Raw genomic sequence first — 17,702 nt, forward strand, 5'->3', positions numbered from 1 at the left:
TTCCATCCGCTAGGATAATCCGCCATATCTCCGGGTGCGTCTTTGATATTCTGCGACTGCCTCCACAAGCTGCGCGCGTCCGAATTCCGGCCAGTAGAGGTCGGTGAACCACAATTCGCTGTAAGCCGTCTGCCATAACATAAAATTGCTCAGCCTCAGTTCTCCTCCTGTACGGATCAACAAATCCGGATCAGGCAGGTCTCCGCTAAGCAGGGATGAACCCAGCAGTTGCTCGGTAATGTCCTCCGGCGATAAATCGCCTGTTTTCACCTTCTCCGCAATCCCCCGCACGGTTTCCGTAATTTCACGGTGACTTCCATAATTCAATGCAAAATTCAAAATAAGTCCGGTATTCTGCTTTGTCCGTTCCATCGCTTCTTCCATGGCAGCAAAGGTATGGGATGGCAGTTCATCTGTATGTCCCATCATCCGAACCTGGACATTCTTCTCAATCAATTCTTCAAGTTCAAGCGCAAGAAACTCCTGGGGAAGTGACATCAAATAATCTACTTCTTCCTTGGGACGCTTCCAGTTCTCCGTGGAGAAGGCGTAAAGGGTCAACACGGAAATTCCGAGTTCATCAGCCGCCATTGTTGCCCGCTTGACTGCCTTCATTCCGTTTCTGTGGCCAACGATACGCGGAAGACCAAGCTTACGAGCCCATCTTCCATTTCCGTCCATAATGATGGCAACATGCTTCGGTATATTATCAAGGTCGGTTGCCATGGCCTCCGGAGCATTCGCTTTTTTCCGCCAGGACTTAAATAACTTGATCATTATAGTTCCTCCAAGCCGGTGATGAAAAAGAGACAAAACCCCACCGTAAAAGGAGGGGCCGCGTATGATCTCTTAAACTTCCATGATCTCTTTTTCTTTTCCCGCCAGCACTTTTTCGACTTCCGCAACATATTTATCGGTCGTCTTCTGGATATCTTCCTGGTGTCTGCGTGATTCATCTTCAGAGATGTCGGTTTTCTCCAACTTCTTGATATCGTCATTGGCATCCCGACGAATGTTCCGGATAGCCACCTTGGCTTCTTCTCCGAATTTCTTCGTCATCTTCACCAGTTCCACCCTACGCTCCTCTGTTAAAGGAGGGATCGACAGCCGAATCATCGAGCCATCATTAGCCGGAGTAAGTCCCAGATCCGATTTCTGAATCGCACGTTCGATTTCGGACAGCGAGGATTTATCCCAAGGCTGAATCATCAAGGTGCGTGAATCCGGCGTGTTAATGTTGGCAAGCTGATTCACCGGGGTAGGTGAACCGTAATAATCTACCTGGATCCGGTCAAGCAGCGCAGGCGTTGCTCTTCCTGCACGAAGCGTCGCAAGATCTCGTTTAAGTGCCTGGATCGCTTTATCCATGCGCTCTTCAGCATGTTGTTTGATCGTTTGTGGCATTTAATCTACACTCCCTTTGACAATCGTCCCGATTTTCTCACCGAGTACGACACGCTTGATGTTGCCCTGCTCGGTTATATTAAACACGATGAGCGGAATGTTATTGTCCATGCACAGCGAGGAGGCTGTGGAGTCCATTACGCCCAGGTTTTTGTTAAGCACTTCAAGGTAGGTTAACACCTCATATTTCTCGGCGCTAGGATCCAGGAACGGATCTGCCGAGTATACGCCGTCAACCTTGTTCTTCGCCATCAGAATCACTTCGGCTTCGATCTCTGCAGCGCGGAGAGCAGCGGTGGTATCTGTCGAGAAGAACGGATTGCCCGTACCTGCCGCAAAAATAACGACACGGCCCTTTTCCAGATGCCGAATGGCCCGGCGGCGAATATAGGGCTCAGCGATTTGCTGCATCGCAATCGAGGTTTGAACACGAGTCGGAACCTCAATTTGCTCCAGCGCATCCTGCAATGCCAACGAGTTCATTACCGTCGCGAGCATCCCCATATAATCCGCAGTTGCACGATCGATCCCTTTCGCACTGCCGGCAATACCGCGCCAAATGTTGCCGCCCCCACATACGATGGCCACTTCAACCCCAAGACGGGTAACTTCCTTCACCTGCTGGGCAATTGATGAAATCGTGTCGGCATCAATGCCATATCCATTTTGTCCGGAAAGCGACTCTCCGCTGACCTTCAAGACAACGCGTTTAAAGACTGGTTGTTCCAAATTGTATACCTCCACTTTAGACCTCTCTTGACTCCGAAAAGGGGTCTCAGTTTAAAAAAGAAGGAACACGGCGTGTTCCATCTATTCAAACGTTTAGTTTGTTCGTTTGCAGTTAGCTTCTAAATTATTGCTTCACTTGGGACATAACTTCTTCTACGAAGTTGTCCACTTTCTTCTCAAGGCCTTCGCCCAGCTCATAACGAACAAAACGACGGATGGAGATATTTTCGCCAATCGCACTGATTTTTTCATTTACCAGAGCAGAGATAGTCTTGTCTGGGTCCTTAACGAAGGTTTGCTCCAGCAAGCAGAACTCTTCATAGTATTTACCGATGCGGCCTTCAACCATTTTTTCAACGATTTTTTCAGGCTTGCCTTCGTTCAGCGCTTGTGCCTTCAGGATTTCCTTCTCCTTCTCGATTTCATCTTGAGGAACTTCCTCACGACGAACATAACGAGGGCTCATCGCAGCGATATGCATAGCTACGTCACGAGCAAAATCCTTGAATTGATCTGTCTTTGCCACGAAGTCTGTTTCGCAGTTGATTTCAACCAATACGCCGATACGGCCTCCGGCATGAATGTAAGACTCGACAACGCCTTCAGTTGCAACGCGGCCAGCCTTGTTCGCTGCAGCTGCCAGACCTTTCTCGCGAAGGATCTCAGAAGCCTTTGCCAGGTCTCCATTTGCTTCTTCCAACGCTTTTTTACAATCAAGCATCCCTGCGCCTGTTTTTTCACGTAGCTCTTTTACCGCTTTTGCATCTACTGCCATATTGTATTAACCTCCATAATAAGTATAGTCTATTCATCTTAAAAAAAGGGCAGTGAGAGGTTTGACACCTACCAACCACCCTTTTTCATTTAATTCATAACCTATGTCGAGTTACAGCATTAAGCTGTAGTTTGCTCACCTTGGTTAGCTTCGATTACAGCGTCAGCCATTTTGCCGGTTAACAGCTTAACAGCACGGATCGCATCATCGTTGCCTGGAATTACATAGTCGATTTCATCCGGATCGCAGTTCGTATCAACGATACCAACGATAGGGATGCCCAATTTGCGGGCTTCCGCAACCGCAATACGTTCCTTGCGGGGATCGATTACGAACAGAGCGCTTGGAAGACCCTTCATGTTCTTAATCCCGCCGAGGAATTTCTCAAGACGATCTTTCTCTTTACGGAGAATGATAACTTCTTTCTTAGGCAGAACGGCGAAAGTACCGTCTTCTTCCCAAGTTTCCAGTTGCTTGAGGCGGTCGATCCGCTTTTGAATGGTTTGGAAGTTAGTCAGCGTACCGCCGAGCCAACGTTGGTTGATGTAGAATTGACCAGCGCGCTCAGCTTCTTCCTTCACGGAATCTTGAGCTTGCTTCTTCGTGCCAACGAACAGGATAGTTCCGTTGTCTTCAGCTACACTCTTAACGAAGTTATAAGCCTCTTCCACTTTCTTGACCGTCTTTTGCAGGTCAATAATGTAAATACCGTTTCTTTCTGTGAAGATATAACGATCCATTTTCGGATTCCAACGACGTGTTTGGTGTCCGAAGTGAACGCCTGCTTCAAGCAGTTGTTTCATGGAGATTACTGCCATCTTCACGCACCTCCTAGTTTGGTTTTATTTGATGCTTCCTCCGCCGGATTCACCTTCCGTGAAGACTCCTACCTGGAGCACCCTTCCCGAAATCAGCCAGCGTGCGTTATAACACCGTCAATTAATATACCATAACTGAAATAGCGATGCAACAATTGAAATCATGTTGCTTAGTAAACAGAGAAGCCCCTGAAATCAGGAGCTTCTCTGTTAATTATTGCTTGAATTGGATGCTTTAGAAGGCGACAGCTTCTTGATAATCGAGGCATAATCCTCACCGGCAAGGAACTGATAGGTTCCTGCGCGCACCGTATAATTGATCTTCTGGGCATTTGCCTGCTTTAGAAATTCAGCCTTATCGCTAATAACGCCGGCACGCAGCAGCCCGTCAGCAACTCCGGAAAGTGTCGTGCCGCCAGAAATCTTATATTCGATATAAGAGCCTTGATTAGCCAAATCCTCCATTAAACCGGATTCCACACTGCCCGTTCCATCGTTTTCATCTTCTGTGGACGGCGACGACGGAGAAACCGGGGATTCCGGCGAGTCTGGATCTGCTACGGATGGTACGTCCCTATCCGGTTGAAGCTCTGAGCCCAGCTGCTCTTGAGCTTTCCATTCTTCTTTGGTCATTAGCTCTTCATGCTCCCCGACTACCTTCAGATCTAATAACGCTGCCGCGCGTTCAACCTCTTCACGGGTTTGAGCCTTGTTAAAACTGCCTTGGCCAAGCAGCATCAGTTGAAGTAGAAGCGCACCGGCAATGAGCCCAGCACCCAAGCCAAGCATAAAGCTGCGGTTACGGATCATTGCGAGTCCTCCTTCTTAGCAAGCTGAAGGATAAGTTGCACTTCGCCCCGCTGAATTCCGACAGCCTTTGCGATCATATCCAATGACTTTCCTTGAGCATACAGCTCGAACAATTCTGCATATCGCTCACGAACAGTTGGATTATTGATCTCTTGCGGCTCTTCCTCAGGAACAGTCTCTTCAATGATCTCTAGCACAGGAGCAGCCTCGGAAAATGCGTCCCCAATGGCCGCAGAAGGAACGATTGGAGCAATACTGGCCGGTTCGGGCTGTAAATAAGGATTCCCTTCTACGACCTTCGTTGACACTGTATTAACGCTAAGCTCCAGATCTCCTAGCTTTACTCCATTTTCCCGGGAAGCCAGTTCAACCTCATTTAGACGTTGCCGAAGCTCCACAAGCTGTTCCTGTTGAGACAGTTGCTTCGCTGCGAAATCCTGCTTCATTTGGGATACGAGATCAATCAATTCATTATTTTCCTTTTCAATTTCCGCCATATACTGTTCCAGGGTAGCTTCAACTTCTTCGTGTCCGCCTCGTCCAGGCTTGGCCGAATCACTTCGTGCAGGAAGCATGAACGCATAAAGGAGTGCTGCTGCGCCCAACAGAACGATATAGAACCAGGGTTCTCCAAATGACAATACGATCCTCACCTTTGGTGTAATAATATATGTAGTACAACGACGTTACAACGAGAAGTCAATATGCTTTCCCTTAAACGGATGAGCAGCAGGGCGATCCTTGCTCTGTTCTTCCTCTTGTTCCTCGGCATGGGCTTGACCTTGGTGTTGTCCCGACTGCTGGCCCTCTCTCTTGACTGTCGTATTCTGCGCGCTCTCATCGACTCCGGTGCTGCGCTGCCGCTGATGTTCCTGATGCTTCAATTGTTCTGCAGATAACATATTCTGCTCGATGGCCGGACGCTGCTGTGCATCCTGCTGAACCCGGCCCGCTTCCCCGGTTCTCGGGACTGCTATTTGCATCTCGACAGCCTTCAGGTTCATAAAATCACCTCATCGATTGAGCTATTTAGCGGTTAGACATAAGACGACATTCCAATGTCACCTTCACTAAAGTAGAAGGACATTCTCGAAATCGGTTCCTTGACATATTTGGTATATCTTCCGATTGCGATTTTAGAGCCGCCATAGATCATTTTGAGCACCTCAACCCGGGCCCGTCCCGTATCTTCAAGAGCTTTTTCTATCGTGAGAATCCGTTCCTTGATCTCGCCCAATTCCAATTGCTGCGATTTCTTTGTTAATCCTAGCTTGGACCGCATCTCAACCTTATCGGGGGTTAGACGGCCCGTCGATGCAAGCTGATCCAACAATGCAAGCGCCTTCTCACTTTTGTCTAAATTCATCATAGTATCCTTTAACTGAACCCGAAGATCGTTTAATTCATTGCGAAGCTCAGGCAGCACCCCGACTTCAATTGAAGTCATTGTGGACATGGGATTACCGATGATACGAGCCGTAACCTTCTCGCCCGCTTGAATATTCCCTCCGACTATCAGGCCCTTTGTTCCACTGCAAATGACATCCCGGGTTGCACGAATATTGGAATGCATAATGCTTTGGGTAACGATGACATCTTCACCGGCAATGACATTTCCGTCTTGAATAAATGAACTCTTGACTGTCTTACCAGCTTTAACAAGTCCCTTGTTATACCCGATAATTCCTCCGGTAATTTCGATCGAACCTTCGGAATAAAGCTCTGCTCCCTCTACGCCGCCTATAACACGAATATCCCCGGAAGCGTTGACTTTAAAACCTGTCAAGACATTCCCGCGGATGACAACTGTACCGACAAAATCAATGTTCCCAGTACTATAGTCCACATTCCCGTTAACTTCATATACTGGAAAAACATTCAGTTTCCCCTTATCTGTCAGTGTAACCAGCCCATCAATAGCTGCATAAGCTGCATTTTGTTCCGGGTTTAGCACTACGTTCTTACCCAGTTTCAACAGCGCAGGTTTACCAGGTTTATGGGCAATTTGCTCCCCGGTAACGGCTTGCCCTGCTCTGCCCGGAGAAGGAGGCAATAATTCTGCAATCAGTTGCCCCCGTCGAACATTATTCAATCGGTTGACATCTTTAAAATCGACGATGCCATCGTCATTTTCTGTTGGTTTATGATGGTGGTCATCTTCAAGCGGGACGGAATAACGGATCCTTCCGTTCTCGCCATCTTGTGGTTCAACACCTATCGCAATCGGCGTCTTACTATAAAAGTACTCCTTCGGGTTCAAGACAAATCGCCTTACAATATCCTCCTGAATCCCATATTTAACCCCCTGCGCCTGCAAAAAACTTCGAAAAACTTCAGCCGTGCATGAGAAGTTCTCATCTTTCACAATAAATTGTAGATAAGCGATGGTCCGGTCCTCATTTACTGTCACACTTAGAATTTGAGCAAGGTCCTCCAACATTTCCATGAAGTATTCCTCCCTCCACCAGAATGGTCAAAAATAGAAGCTCATTAATCTTCACGCATCAACAGATCTTTATGCTTGTCCAAATTACCCCTGAGTCGCAGAATTGCTTTGGAATGAAGTTGGGAAATGCGTGAAGGCGACAACGCCATAACTTCCGCAATTTCACTAAGTGACAGATCCTCGTAGTACAATAAAGATATCACTGTACGTTCCTTCTCAGTCAGCTTTTCAATGCCTTTAGCTAATGATTCTTTTAAATAGAACTCCTGAACCTTATAATCAGGGTTTTTTGCCTTTTCGTCAACAAGTAAAGTTAGACGGGTCTCCGATTCTTCCTCGCGAATCGGATCCTCCAAAGAGCAAATGGTCATTACAGCTACTTCTTGGAGCATGGATTGAAACTCTTTTTCACTAACATTCAGATAATCACTTATTTCTGCATCGGTGACAGATCTAAGATATTGCTGTTCTAGTTGCTGATAGCCCTCTTCGATCTTTTTGGCCTTCTCTCTTACGGAACGAGGAACCCAATCCCCTTGGCGTAAGCCGTCCAAAATCGCTCCACGAACTCTCCATGAAGCATAGGTTTCAAATTGAAGCCCGCGCTTATAGTCAAACTTCTCCACGGCGTCAATCAGTCCCATTACTCCATTGCTGGCAAGATCATCCTTGGAAACGTTCTTCGGCAGACCTACAGCCAGACGTCCTGAAACATAGTCAACAATATGCAAGTACTTCTCGATCAGTTGTTTCTTCGCCTCTAAATCGCCTTGTTCTTTCCACTGCTCCCAAACATCAGCATAATTCAGAGTGGATGTCTTCCGCTCGTTCAATTGCCTTCACCCTCCCTATTCTTCTGTCAGGTGACGAACAACCTTAACCAGCTCTTCAGGATCCTTGTCGTCAATTTTGGATAATTTAGGTGGATTTAATGGAGCAAACTCAATATTCTGTGAAGTTGAATCCACGGGTTGCTTCAACAGATCATTAAGTTCGTCACTTTGGTCAGGTGTAGTCAGATCCAGATTGTCGCCCTTTCCTTGTGCTTGCAAGATAGCGGAGATAACCTCATCATCTTCACCAGCATTTTGCTCTTTCAGGAATTCAAATACCCATCCTCCGATATAGCTGAGCAAAAACCACACTACAAATGCAATTAGCCCCCGGACAAAGCTGGTCATAAACATGTTGTTTCCGGCAGACACTGCATAAGTGATTAAAAAGCCTATGAAACCGAGTAGAAAATAAATTTTTATTTTACCTGCCATAGCTACAATTCCTTTATACCCATTTGTACACTGCGTATGAACAATATGCCGGTCACACAATCAAGCTCAATCGTACGACCGTAGTTGCCCCCGGTGTCCTCCGCAATCAGAGGAATTCCTAGTTCAGACAGCGCCAGCTTGCAAGACTCCACATTCCGAGGACCGATTCGCATCGAATCCCCAGATCCCGAAAAGGCAAACATTTGAGAGCCGCCTGCCATTTTCGCGACAAGACGACTGGTCACTACACCCAACTCATTCATTCGCCGGACCAGTTCAGGAACGGCAGTATCTGCATACTTGGCAATATTCAGTGCCCCTTCTCTCGCAATCTCTGAGGATGGAAGCATTACATGAGCTAATCCTGCCACTTTAAGCTTAGGGTCAAACAATGTTACCCCGACACACGATCCTAGCCCAGTGGTACGGATCAAGCCTTCCGTATGAGTGATGTTAAGGTCGGCCATCCCAACCTTAACGATCAGATGTTCATCAATCATCCTGTAAAGGTACTCCTAAGGCGGCAAAGATCTTAGCAAAGGACTCGGGGTCTGGAATCAAGAAAAACTGTCCTTCTACCTCATGCTGGCCTTCAATAAAAGTCGTATCAATCAATAACGCTGAATCGCCCATTTCACCGAACTGCAAAAGTCCGTATCCAAGAATAGCTCCGGCCATATCCAGCGCAAGCGCAGGAACGGTTGGCGTCATAGAGAGAGATGTGAAATCCGCCAGTGAAGAAATATAGGAACCAGCAAGTATGTTGCCAATCTCTGAAAGTGCGGACCATTCCATTTCCGAAAACTGATCATCATCCTCTACTTGTATTCCTGCCAGGCGGTGCAGCAGTTTCTTGGCTGCTTCCGGACTAAGGATGAAAAACAGATTTCCCGGCGTATCCCCTTCAACCCGAAAGAAGACGGCCAGAACGACCTTCTCCGCTCCTCCAACTCGTTCGGCAATGGCTTCGAAGGGAAGCATCTGAACCTTGGGAACGGCCATATCAATCGGTTTATCGAGAAGTCTTGAAAGGGCAGTCGCCGCATTGCCCGCACCGATATTACCGACTTCCTTCAGCACATCCATTTTAAATTCTTCAAAGTTCTTAAATAAATCCACAGGTTAGCCCTCTAAGCTTTCCAGTTGAATGATTTCATTCCGATTCAGCACTTCCGAGAGATTAAGCATTACGAGGAGGCGTTCTTCTGAAATTCGCGCAACTCCATGAAGATACTTAGCCTTGACTCCTCCCACAACATCCGGTGGAGAATCGATTGAATCACTATCAAGATCAATAACATCATTTGCTGAATCTACAATAAAGCCAACTTCCATTTCATTAGCTACTACGATGATGATTCGGGTCTGATCTGTGTATTCAGCCTCCGGAAGACCAAATCTTCCCCGCAGGTCGATCACCGGAATGACGACACCGCGAAGATTGATGACGCCCTTCACGAAGGAAAATGTCTTGGGAACACGGGTAATCGGCATCATCCGTTCAATGGTTTGAACCTTATCGACTTCAATTCCGTATTCTTCTGCTCCAAGCTTGAACACGATTACTTTCATTTCTTCTCCCATGAGAGAAACCTCCTTCATATTACCTGGCTATGTGATCAAATCCAAAAATCCAATCTACTTAATAAATGCATTCGGATCGATAATTAATGCGACTTGACCGTCTCCCAAAATCGTTGCTCCCGCCACACCTTGGATCGAAGGGAGGTACTTGCCCAGATTTTTGATGACAATCTCACTTTGGCCAATGAAATCCTCAACAGTCAGCGCAGCTAGACGATCTCCTTTATGGACGACTACAATCTCCGTTTCTTCCTCGGCGCTCTCATCAAATCCAGGTACACTGAACAACTCGCTGAGCGACATTAAAGGAATATGTGTATCTCTGTAAGGAATCATTGTGTACCCATGAACCTTGCGGATCTGGTTGCGCTGAATCAGGCCGGTCTCCACAATGGAGGACAATGGGATGGCATATTTCTCAGTCCCCACCTTAATCAACATCGCCGAGATGATGGACAAGGTCAGTGGAAGCTGAACGGAAAACTTTGTGCCTTGACCAAGCTTTGACTCTATGGATACGACACCGCTAAGCGATTCAATCTTCGTCTTAACGACATCCAAGCCTACGCCTCGACCTGAAATATCGGAAATGATCTCTGCTGTACTAAAGCCTGGTGCGAAGAGCAGCATATACACTTGCTCATCAGTCATACTGGCCGCTTCACTTTCCTTGACCACGCCATTTCTCAGCGCCTTCTGCAGAATCTTATCGCGATCGATTCCCTTTCCGTCATCTTCAATTTCAATGAACACATGATTGCCGCTATGGAAAGCTCTCAGCTTAACGGTGCCCGTCTCCGGTTTGCCGGCAGCAACCCGCTCATCAATATGCTCGACCCCGTGATCGACGGCATTGCGAAGCAAGTGTACCAGCGGATCGCCGATTTCATCAATGACCGTCCGGTCAAGCTCGGTTTCGGCCCCTGTAATAATAAGGTCGATCTTCTTATCCAGCGATTTCGCTAGATCGCGTACCATCCGCGGGAATCTGTTAAATACGGAATCTACCTGAACCATTCGCAGCTTCAGCACAATATTCTGCAGATCGCTGCTGACCCGGCTCATATGCTCCACCGTCTCGGTTAGATCGCTTCGCTTCACTTCATAGGCCAACTGTTCCAGCCTTGAACGGTCAATAAGCAATTCACTGAACAAGTTCATCAATACATCCAAGCGGTCGATGTCCACCCGAATCGTGCGTGAAGGTGCGCTGCCCGCTGCTGGCCGGGCCGCTTCTTTTGCCGGTATTTTTTTGTCCGCGGAGGATGGCGCAGCCGAATCCGCCTTTTTCTCTACCGGAGCTGGCGCACTGGCTGCTGCCGCCTCATTTACTCCGCTGTTAAGCTCTGTAAGTGATTCATGATCAAGCAGGACAACTTCAGCAGAGTCAATCTCAGACAAATTCAAGATCAGGCTCTTCAGCTCAGCTGCTTCCTTCTGGGTTATGTAATATAAGGAGAAGCTGCGATCAAACTTTTCTTGCTCAATTTCCTGCACACTAGGATAAGATTTTACAACTTCACCATAGCGCTCCAGAAGATCAAATACGAGATAGGCCCGCGCAGCCTTAAGCTGACAGTCCTTGCGAATAGTTACTTCAATGTATAGAACTTTATGGCCTTCTGTAATGGATTGATCCAATACAGAAAATTGGAACTCATCGAGATGGATCGCTGATTCATTAAATGAAGCTGATTCCTTCTCTTCTTGTTTCGGTTGCTTGCCGCCTGGCTCTTCACCACGGACAATCGCTTGAAGCGAAGACACAATCGAACTGACATCCGCTTTGCCTTCTCCGCCCTGGGTAATATCCTGTACCATCGATTGAAGCGCGTCTAGACTTTGAAACAGGGTATCAAAGATAAACTCCTGCATTTTCAGCTTCTCATTACGAACCAGATCAAGCACATTTTCCATTTGATGCGTCAACGAGGACAAGTCCTCGAATCCCATGGTTGCCGCCATACCTTTCAACGTATGGGCTGATCTGAAAATCACCTGTACGATCCCTAAATCATCAGGACGATTCTCCAGCTCCAGCATATTTTCATTTAATGATTGCAAGTGATCATTCGACTCATCGATAAACATGGATAAATATTGGTTCATGTCCATGGTGAGGCACCTCCTTCAAGAGATTCCATTTATTTCACAACTTGTACAAGCCTTTTGCCGATTTCATATAATGGCAGCACTTCATTGACACAGCCCAATTCCACTGCCGATCTCGGCATTCCGTAGACAACGCAGGTTTCCTCGCTTTCAGCAATCGTAGAGGTTACTCCGTTGTCATGCAATAGCTTCATCACTTTCGCTCCATCACTGCCCATCCCGGTTAGAAGCACAATATGGCGTTTTAGCGTTCGAAGAGGCAACAATGATTCATACATCACATCAACAGAAGGTCTATGGCCATTTCGTGGCGCTTCAGTGGAAAGGGCGACCTTTAGACTTCCATCTCTTGATGCGGTCACATTCATGTGATATCCGCCGGGAGCAATGTACACTTCTCCCGCCTGCAGAACCATGCCTTCTTCTGCTTCAACCACATTCAGCTTCGTCAAGGTATTCAATCGCTGGGCAAGTGATTTTGTAAAATTCGGGGGCATATGCTGAACGATGATCACCGGCGCTGGAAATGCTTCCGGCAATTGTTCAAGAACAGCCCTCAAAGCTTTAGGTCCGCCGGTAGAAGTACCGATAGCGACCAGATCCGTATAGTCTGTGCGCAATTTCGGCTCGGATGGAACAGCCCTTTGCGGAACACCAGATTTCTCTATCGGTTCCGTTCGTTCCGTAAGTTTGGCTCGAACTGCAGGCTGCTTGTCAACCGTAGATGCCGAATCGGAAACCGCATGACTTTCACGCGATTTTTTAATGGGCGCCACCGTAGGCAAGGTTTCCGCCTTCTTCCGGGCTACCCCGGAATCAATCCGATCTGGAAGAGTCTTACTCCGGGAAGGCAGTATTGTCTTGGCAGGCTTATTACGCAAGTCATCGGATTTTTTAACGGGTTTCGGAAGAGACTTGCCCGAATCAGACCGGGATTTCTCCGTGCTGGCCACTTCCGGCTTTGGAGAAGTCGGCGGGAGGCGCTCCGGCGTCTTGGCTGCAAGTGCAGCTTGCCTTGCCGCTCTTCTCTCCACTGCATTCATAGCCGCTCGCAGCTGTTCTCTAAGCTGCTGTCCTACCTGCTCGATATCATGTGAACTGGTCGATGCGGATGGCTTGCGGATAAAGTCAAATGCACCAAGTTCCAGTGCCATAATCGTCTCCCGCATCCCCTGCTCATTAATACCCGAGAACATAATGACAGGCAGTGGATGCTGCTGCATGATTAGGCCCAAAGCTTCAAGTCCGTTCATTTCAGGCATTTCAACATCCATGGTTACTAAATCCGGCTTATGAGTTCCAATCAAATCAATGGCTTCCCGTCCGTTCTTTGCAGTTCCAATGACTTTAAAGCCCGGCTCGTGCTCGATCAGATCAGAGATAATTCTTCTCATAAAGGCCGAATCGTCAACAACAATCACCTTGTAAGGCATCATTGTTCCACTCCATTTCTTTATTCAGAATCATTTCGCAAGTCTGAGCCATTTGTGCATAAATCCTCTGATTCCTGACAAAGTATCCTTTGAGTGTTTTGGTGGAACGTTTAAAAACTTCATAGCCAGGCTATGGACATCTTTCGCTGCAACGCATCCGGGATACGCAGCAGTAAAGGGAATCTGCTTTTTGACTGCTTGCATGACATGAGAATCGTCACTCATATATCCGAGAGTAGGAATTTCCATCTTCAAAAACTGTTGTGCAACAAGCGAGATTTTATCAGCAACCTGCCTTGCTTCTAATTCATCCGTCACACGATTGATAACCAGCCGGAAGGACACATTCTCTTCCAGGCCATGGACCACTTTAATTAGCGCGTACGCATCTGTGATCGAGGTTGGTTCCGGAGTGGTGACAACCAGACATTCATCCGCAGAAGTAATAAACTTCAGGGTTTCCTTGGACAATCCTGCGCCTGTGTCAAAAATAATAAAGTCCATTTCTCCGGCAATTCGCTCAATTTGAGAAGTAAAGAAATTCAAATCAGATTCGGATAAAGTGAATAAATCCGCCATCCCGGAACCACCGGCAATAAAGGGAAGCCCATTAGTTCCTAATTCAACAATCTCCTGAATATTACGTTCACCCTTTAACAGATGGTATAAATTGTACCTTGATCTAACCCCCATCAGAACATCGATGTTGGCCATTCCAATATCGGCATCAAAGATGAGCACCTTAGAACCCAAAGACTTTAAAGCCAGTGCAAAGTTCAAGGTAAAGTTGGATTTTCCAACGCCTCCTTTCCCGCTAGTAACGGTTATAATTCGGGCTGGGACCGGCTTGTCTGAAGCTGTCGCCTCTGTGTCGATTCGCCTTGATACCAGTTGTCTGAGCGCTTCAGCTTGATCGTTCATGACGATCCAGCCCCCAGAATCATATCCAGCATCAGCTCATGAGTTACCAGCAGAAGATCATCCGGAACATTTTGTCCGTTTGCAATATAAGAGGCCTTCAGTGGGTATTGATGAAGTAAATTGTACATCGGCCCGACACTTGCCGTTTCATCCAGTTTGGTAAAAATCACTTTATCCAACCCATACTTACTGAAGTGCTCTGTAATTTTAATCATATCCTGCGATTTTGACGTCAGGCTGAGTACGAGATAGGTTTCGCTATGCTTCTCGAAATTGAGAAGACTATGAAGCTCGGCGACATGAAGCTCGTTCAAGTAATTTCTACCGGCAGTATCCATCAGAATCAGATCGCAATCCGACAAGCGCTGCAACGCCCGCTGCACATCCCCCGGTGATTGAACCACCTCAAGCGGGACATTTAATATGGATGAATAAGTGCGAAGCTGCTCAATTGCTGAGATCCGGTAGGTGTCAGCCGTAATAAAGCCAACCTTTTTGCGAGCCCGAAAGATTTGGTCAGCGGCAAGCTTGGCAATCGTTGTCGTCTTCCCTACTCCAGTCGGACCTGCAATGTATACTATTTTTGTATCGCTTCGAATCCCATCCCCGATTCTGTCCTCCAAGAAGGAACTCACCGCTTTACGAAGTACCGTCCTTAATTGTTCATCGCTGGCCGTCTTCCCGGAATCAAGCCAATCCTGATATGCGGACTCGATCCAATTATCGATCAACTCCTCATCCAGGTCCTGCTCGGTCAGTCGGTTACGAGTCTGGTGTAACAACTCAGGCATCTCACGGCTTCGATTCTGTTGCTTGGCCAATTGCCCGATCCAGAGCTTCATTTCTCTAAATTCATCCAGCAATCTTTCTTCCGCCGCACTACGCTTGCTATCTTCCATTCTTCCTTCCAATGGAGCAGCCTGCGTATGTGAAGAGACATTCCTAACGGGCTGGCGTCTTTCTTCAAATCCTTTGATTGAAGCAGCGGCGGCAAGAATTGCCTCTCTATCCTCTTCTGGTGAAGTTGTAGGCGGAGTCGGACTCTTCATCGCTTCTGACGCAGCTGCCGCAAACATTTGCGCTGATTTGCGGTAGGCATCCGGAACCGCCGGGCGGATGACGGGTGCAGCTGACGGTGGCTTCATTCCTGAAGCCCTGTTAGCAGAAGCACCCTTTGATGCAGATTTTTCATTTTCTTCTGTAGCTGCAATGACCTCGATCTTTCGCTTGCCGAACATTCCTAAAAACCCGCCAACCTTTAAATCCTTCGTACTGAGAATGACAGCATCTGCGCCAAGCTCACTGCGGATTTTCTCCATAGCATCCGGCATCGTGTCGACGATATAGCGTTTTACTCTCATAGGTTCACCACTCCGACGCTTTGAATTTCTACTGTTGGTTCAAGCTCGCTGTAGGATAGAACCGGAATGTCCTGCATGCTGCGTTCAATGATTTGACGCAGGTACATTCGGATCGTCGGCGATGTCAGCACAATCGGCTGTTGGCCCGATTGCAGCAAGCGGTTAATCTGCTCGGACAGCTTTTGGAACAAGGTCTGTGTGGAGACTGGGTCCAAAGCCAAATAGCTGCCTTGCTCGGTCTGCTGTACACTTTCAGAAATTTTCTTCTCCAGGGATGGTCCTACAGTTATCACCTGCATTGTTTCCCCTTGCTGGGTGAACTGCTGTGTAATTTGTCTCGACAGTGCCTGTCTGACGTATTCTGTTAATACGTCAGGGTCCTTAGTATAAGTCCCGTAGTCGGCTAACGTCTCAAAGATCGTAACCATATCCCGAATCGAAATTTTCTCTCTAAGCAGCTTGGCAAGCACCTTCTGAACATCCCCCACCGAAAGCACCGATGGAATCAGTTCATCAACAAGCACAGCATAGTTCTCTTTGAGGTTGTCGATAAGCGCCTTTGTCTCTTGACGTCCCAACAACTCATGCGCATGCTTCTTAATGAGTTCCGTCAGATGAGTTGCTACTACAGAAGGAGGGTCAACAACGGTGTAACCGGATAATTCAGCCCGATCTTTTGTAGCCTCATCTACCCATAACGCCGGCAAACCAAATGCCGGCTCTTGAGTTTCAATACCCGAAATGGAATCGTCATCAAACCCAGGGCTCATCGCTAAATAGTGATTAAGTAATAATTCACCACCGCCAACGATATTTCCTTTAATTTTTATGACGTATTCGTTCGGTTTTAGTTGAATATTGTCGCGAATACGAATGACCGGAACAACGAGGCCCAATTCAAGTGCACATTGCCTGCGAATCATAATAATTCGGTCTAGCAAGTCCCCTCCTTGACCTGTGTCAGCAAGAGGAATTAAGCCATAGCCAAATTCGAATTCAATAGGGTCAACATGCAGCAAATTAATAACACTCTCTGGACTGCGAACTTCTTCGATCTGTTGTTCCTCCTCTTGAACCTCTTGCTCGAATTGCTTCTTATCCAAATTCTTTTTCATTCGAATTGCCGCAAAGATCAAAAGACCTGAGAAAGGTAGTGTAGTCCAAGGACCGATCGGAGTTAACAATCCTAGTACAGCAATAGTTCCGGCAACTATATAAAGCAGTTTAGGATATGAAAACAGCTGGCCTGTAATATCATCTGCCAGGTTCCCTTCCGAGGACGCCCGCGTTACGATCAGACCCGCAGCCGTAGAAATTAACAGTGCAGGAATCTGGCTTACCAAACCATCACCAATCGTCAAGATGGAATATGTAGAGAGCGAGTCTCCAAAGGACATTCCATGGATTGTCATCCCGATGATAAAGCCGCCAATCAAGTTGATTAGAAGGATAACAATACTTGCAATAGCGTCCCCTTTAACGAATTTACTCGCACCATCCATCGCACCATAGAAATCAGCCTCGCGCTCGATTTTGCTTCGGCGCTCTTTCGCCTGTTGTTCATTGATTAAGCCTGCATTCAGGTCCGCATCAATACTCATTTGCTTCCCTGGCATCGCGTCGAGGGTAAAGCGTGCCGCAACCTCTGCTACGCGTTCTGATCCCTTCGTAATGACAATGAACTGTACTACAACGAGAATCAGGAAGACAACAAAGCCAATGACCGGCTGGCCCCCTGATACCCATGAGCCGAAGGTTGCGACAACATCACCGGCATGAGCTTCGCCCAGAATCAGTTTTGTTGTCGACAGGTTTAATGCCACGCGGAATAATGTCGTAATCAGGAGCAATGCAGGAAAAATCGAAAATTGCAACGCTTCCTTTGTATTCATCGCGACCAGCAAAATCATGAGTGCAATAGAAATGTTAAGTATTAACAGGACATCCAACAGCCAGGTCGGGATCGGAACAATCATAATCAGAACGATGCCGATTATGCCAACCAGGATGAACACATCTTTAAATCTCTTCACCGTTTCTC

19 protein-coding genes are annotated in these 17,702 nt (G+C 47.2%); all 19 read right to left on the reverse strand.

Annotation, left to right across the window (positions count from 1 at the left end; translation table 11 throughout):
• Nucleotides 1-9: 9 nt before the first annotated feature.
• Nucleotides 10-777 (reverse strand): undecaprenyl pyrophosphate synthase, encoded by a 768-nt coding sequence (gene uppS / locus KQJ23_RS14565; RefSeq protein WP_216479603.1) that lies wholly within the window; start codon nt 775-777, stop codon nt 10-12.
• A 72-nt stretch (nt 778-849) separates the two neighbouring features.
• The gene (gene frr / locus KQJ23_RS14570; protein WP_044478386.1) at nt 850-1,404 is read right to left on the reverse strand and encodes a ribosome recycling factor; all 555 of its coding nucleotides are present in this window, start codon (nt 1,402-1,404) and stop codon (nt 850-852) included.
• Nucleotides 1,405-2,133, reverse strand: a complete 729-nt coding sequence (gene pyrH, locus KQJ23_RS14575) for a UMP kinase (protein ID WP_216479604.1) — start codon at nt 2,131-2,133, stop codon at nt 1,405-1,407. It abuts the gene before it with no gap.
• A 124-nt stretch (nt 2,134-2,257) separates the two neighbouring features.
• The gene (gene tsf / locus KQJ23_RS14580) at nt 2,258-2,908 is read right to left on the reverse strand and encodes a translation elongation factor Ts (RefSeq protein ID WP_216479605.1); all 651 of its coding nucleotides are present in this window, start codon (nt 2,906-2,908) and stop codon (nt 2,258-2,260) included.
• A 119-nt stretch (nt 2,909-3,027) separates the two neighbouring features.
• Nucleotides 3,028-3,726 (reverse strand): 30S ribosomal protein S2, encoded by a 699-nt coding sequence (gene rpsB / locus KQJ23_RS14585; RefSeq protein WP_044478382.1) that lies wholly within the window; start codon nt 3,724-3,726, stop codon nt 3,028-3,030.
• A gap of 210 nt (nt 3,727-3,936) precedes the next feature.
• Complete coding sequence (locus KQJ23_RS14590) at nt 3,937-4,536, reverse strand: endolytic transglycosylase MltG (protein WP_216479606.1); 600 nt, start codon at nt 4,534-4,536, stop codon at nt 3,937-3,939.
• Nucleotides 4,533-5,177, reverse strand: a complete 645-nt coding sequence (locus KQJ23_RS14595) for a hypothetical protein (protein ID WP_249529783.1) — start codon at nt 5,175-5,177, stop codon at nt 4,533-4,535. The genes KQJ23_RS14590 and KQJ23_RS14595 overlap by 4 nt, the downstream gene beginning before the upstream one ends.
• A gap of 45 nt (nt 5,178-5,222) precedes the next feature.
• Nucleotides 5,223-5,540, reverse strand: a complete 318-nt coding sequence (locus KQJ23_RS14600) for a hypothetical protein (protein ID WP_216479607.1) — start codon at nt 5,538-5,540, stop codon at nt 5,223-5,225.
• A 32-nt stretch (nt 5,541-5,572) separates the two neighbouring features.
• Nucleotides 5,573-6,982, reverse strand: coding sequence for a flagellar assembly protein A (locus KQJ23_RS14605; RefSeq protein ID WP_216479608.1), 1,410 nt, complete (start codon nt 6,980-6,982; stop codon nt 5,573-5,575).
• A 44-nt stretch (nt 6,983-7,026) separates the two neighbouring features.
• Nucleotides 7,027-7,815 carry a FliA/WhiG family RNA polymerase sigma factor gene (locus tag KQJ23_RS14610; RefSeq protein WP_216479609.1) on the reverse strand — a complete coding sequence of 263 codons (789 nt, stop codon included), beginning with the start codon at nt 7,813-7,815 and terminating at the stop codon, nt 7,027-7,029.
• Between the two features lie 15 nt (nt 7,816-7,830).
• A complete protein-coding gene (locus KQJ23_RS14615; RefSeq protein WP_216479610.1) occupies nt 7,831-8,250 on the reverse strand; it encodes a hypothetical protein in 420 nt (139 codons plus the stop codon).
• A 2-nt stretch (nt 8,251-8,252) separates the two neighbouring features.
• Nucleotides 8,253-8,750 carry a chemotaxis protein CheD gene (locus tag KQJ23_RS14620; protein WP_216479611.1) on the reverse strand — a complete coding sequence of 166 codons (498 nt, stop codon included), beginning with the start codon at nt 8,748-8,750 and terminating at the stop codon, nt 8,253-8,255.
• A complete protein-coding gene (locus tag KQJ23_RS14625) occupies nt 8,743-9,369 on the reverse strand; it encodes a chemotaxis protein CheC (RefSeq protein WP_216479612.1) in 627 nt (208 codons plus the stop codon). Before KQJ23_RS14625 ends, KQJ23_RS14620 begins: the two co-directional genes overlap by 8 nt.
• A gap of 3 nt (nt 9,370-9,372) precedes the next feature.
• Nucleotides 9,373-9,834, reverse strand: coding sequence for a chemotaxis protein CheW (locus KQJ23_RS14630; RefSeq protein ID WP_216479613.1), 462 nt, complete (start codon nt 9,832-9,834; stop codon nt 9,373-9,375).
• A 54-nt stretch (nt 9,835-9,888) separates the two neighbouring features.
• Nucleotides 9,889-11,949, reverse strand: a complete 2,061-nt coding sequence (locus tag KQJ23_RS14635) for a chemotaxis protein CheA (RefSeq protein ID WP_216479614.1) — start codon at nt 11,947-11,949, stop codon at nt 9,889-9,891.
• Nucleotides 11,950-11,978: 29 nt separating this feature from the next.
• Nucleotides 11,979-13,382, reverse strand: a complete 1,404-nt coding sequence (locus KQJ23_RS14640; protein WP_216479615.1) for a protein-glutamate methylesterase/protein-glutamine glutaminase — start codon at nt 13,380-13,382, stop codon at nt 11,979-11,981.
• Nucleotides 13,383-13,409: 27 nt separating this feature from the next.
• The gene (locus KQJ23_RS14645; protein WP_216479616.1) at nt 13,410-14,300 is read right to left on the reverse strand and encodes a MinD/ParA family protein; all 891 of its coding nucleotides are present in this window, start codon (nt 14,298-14,300) and stop codon (nt 13,410-13,412) included.
• Complete coding sequence (gene flhF, locus KQJ23_RS14650) at nt 14,297-15,661, reverse strand: flagellar biosynthesis GTPase FlhF (protein WP_216479617.1); 1,365 nt, start codon at nt 15,659-15,661, stop codon at nt 14,297-14,299. Before flhF ends, KQJ23_RS14645 begins: the two co-directional genes overlap by 4 nt.
• On the reverse strand, nt 15,658-17,694 hold the full coding sequence (gene flhA, locus KQJ23_RS14655) for a flagellar biosynthesis protein FlhA (protein WP_216479618.1): 2,037 nt from the start codon (nt 17,692-17,694) through the stop codon (nt 15,658-15,660). The genes flhF and flhA overlap by 4 nt, the downstream gene beginning before the upstream one ends.
• Nucleotides 17,695-17,702: the final 8 nt, after the last annotated feature.

Origin of the sequence: Paenibacillus brevis, from assembly GCF_018919145.1 — a bacterium.
Lineage (GTDB): Bacteria > Bacillota > Bacilli > Paenibacillales > Paenibacillaceae > Fontibacillus > Fontibacillus brevis.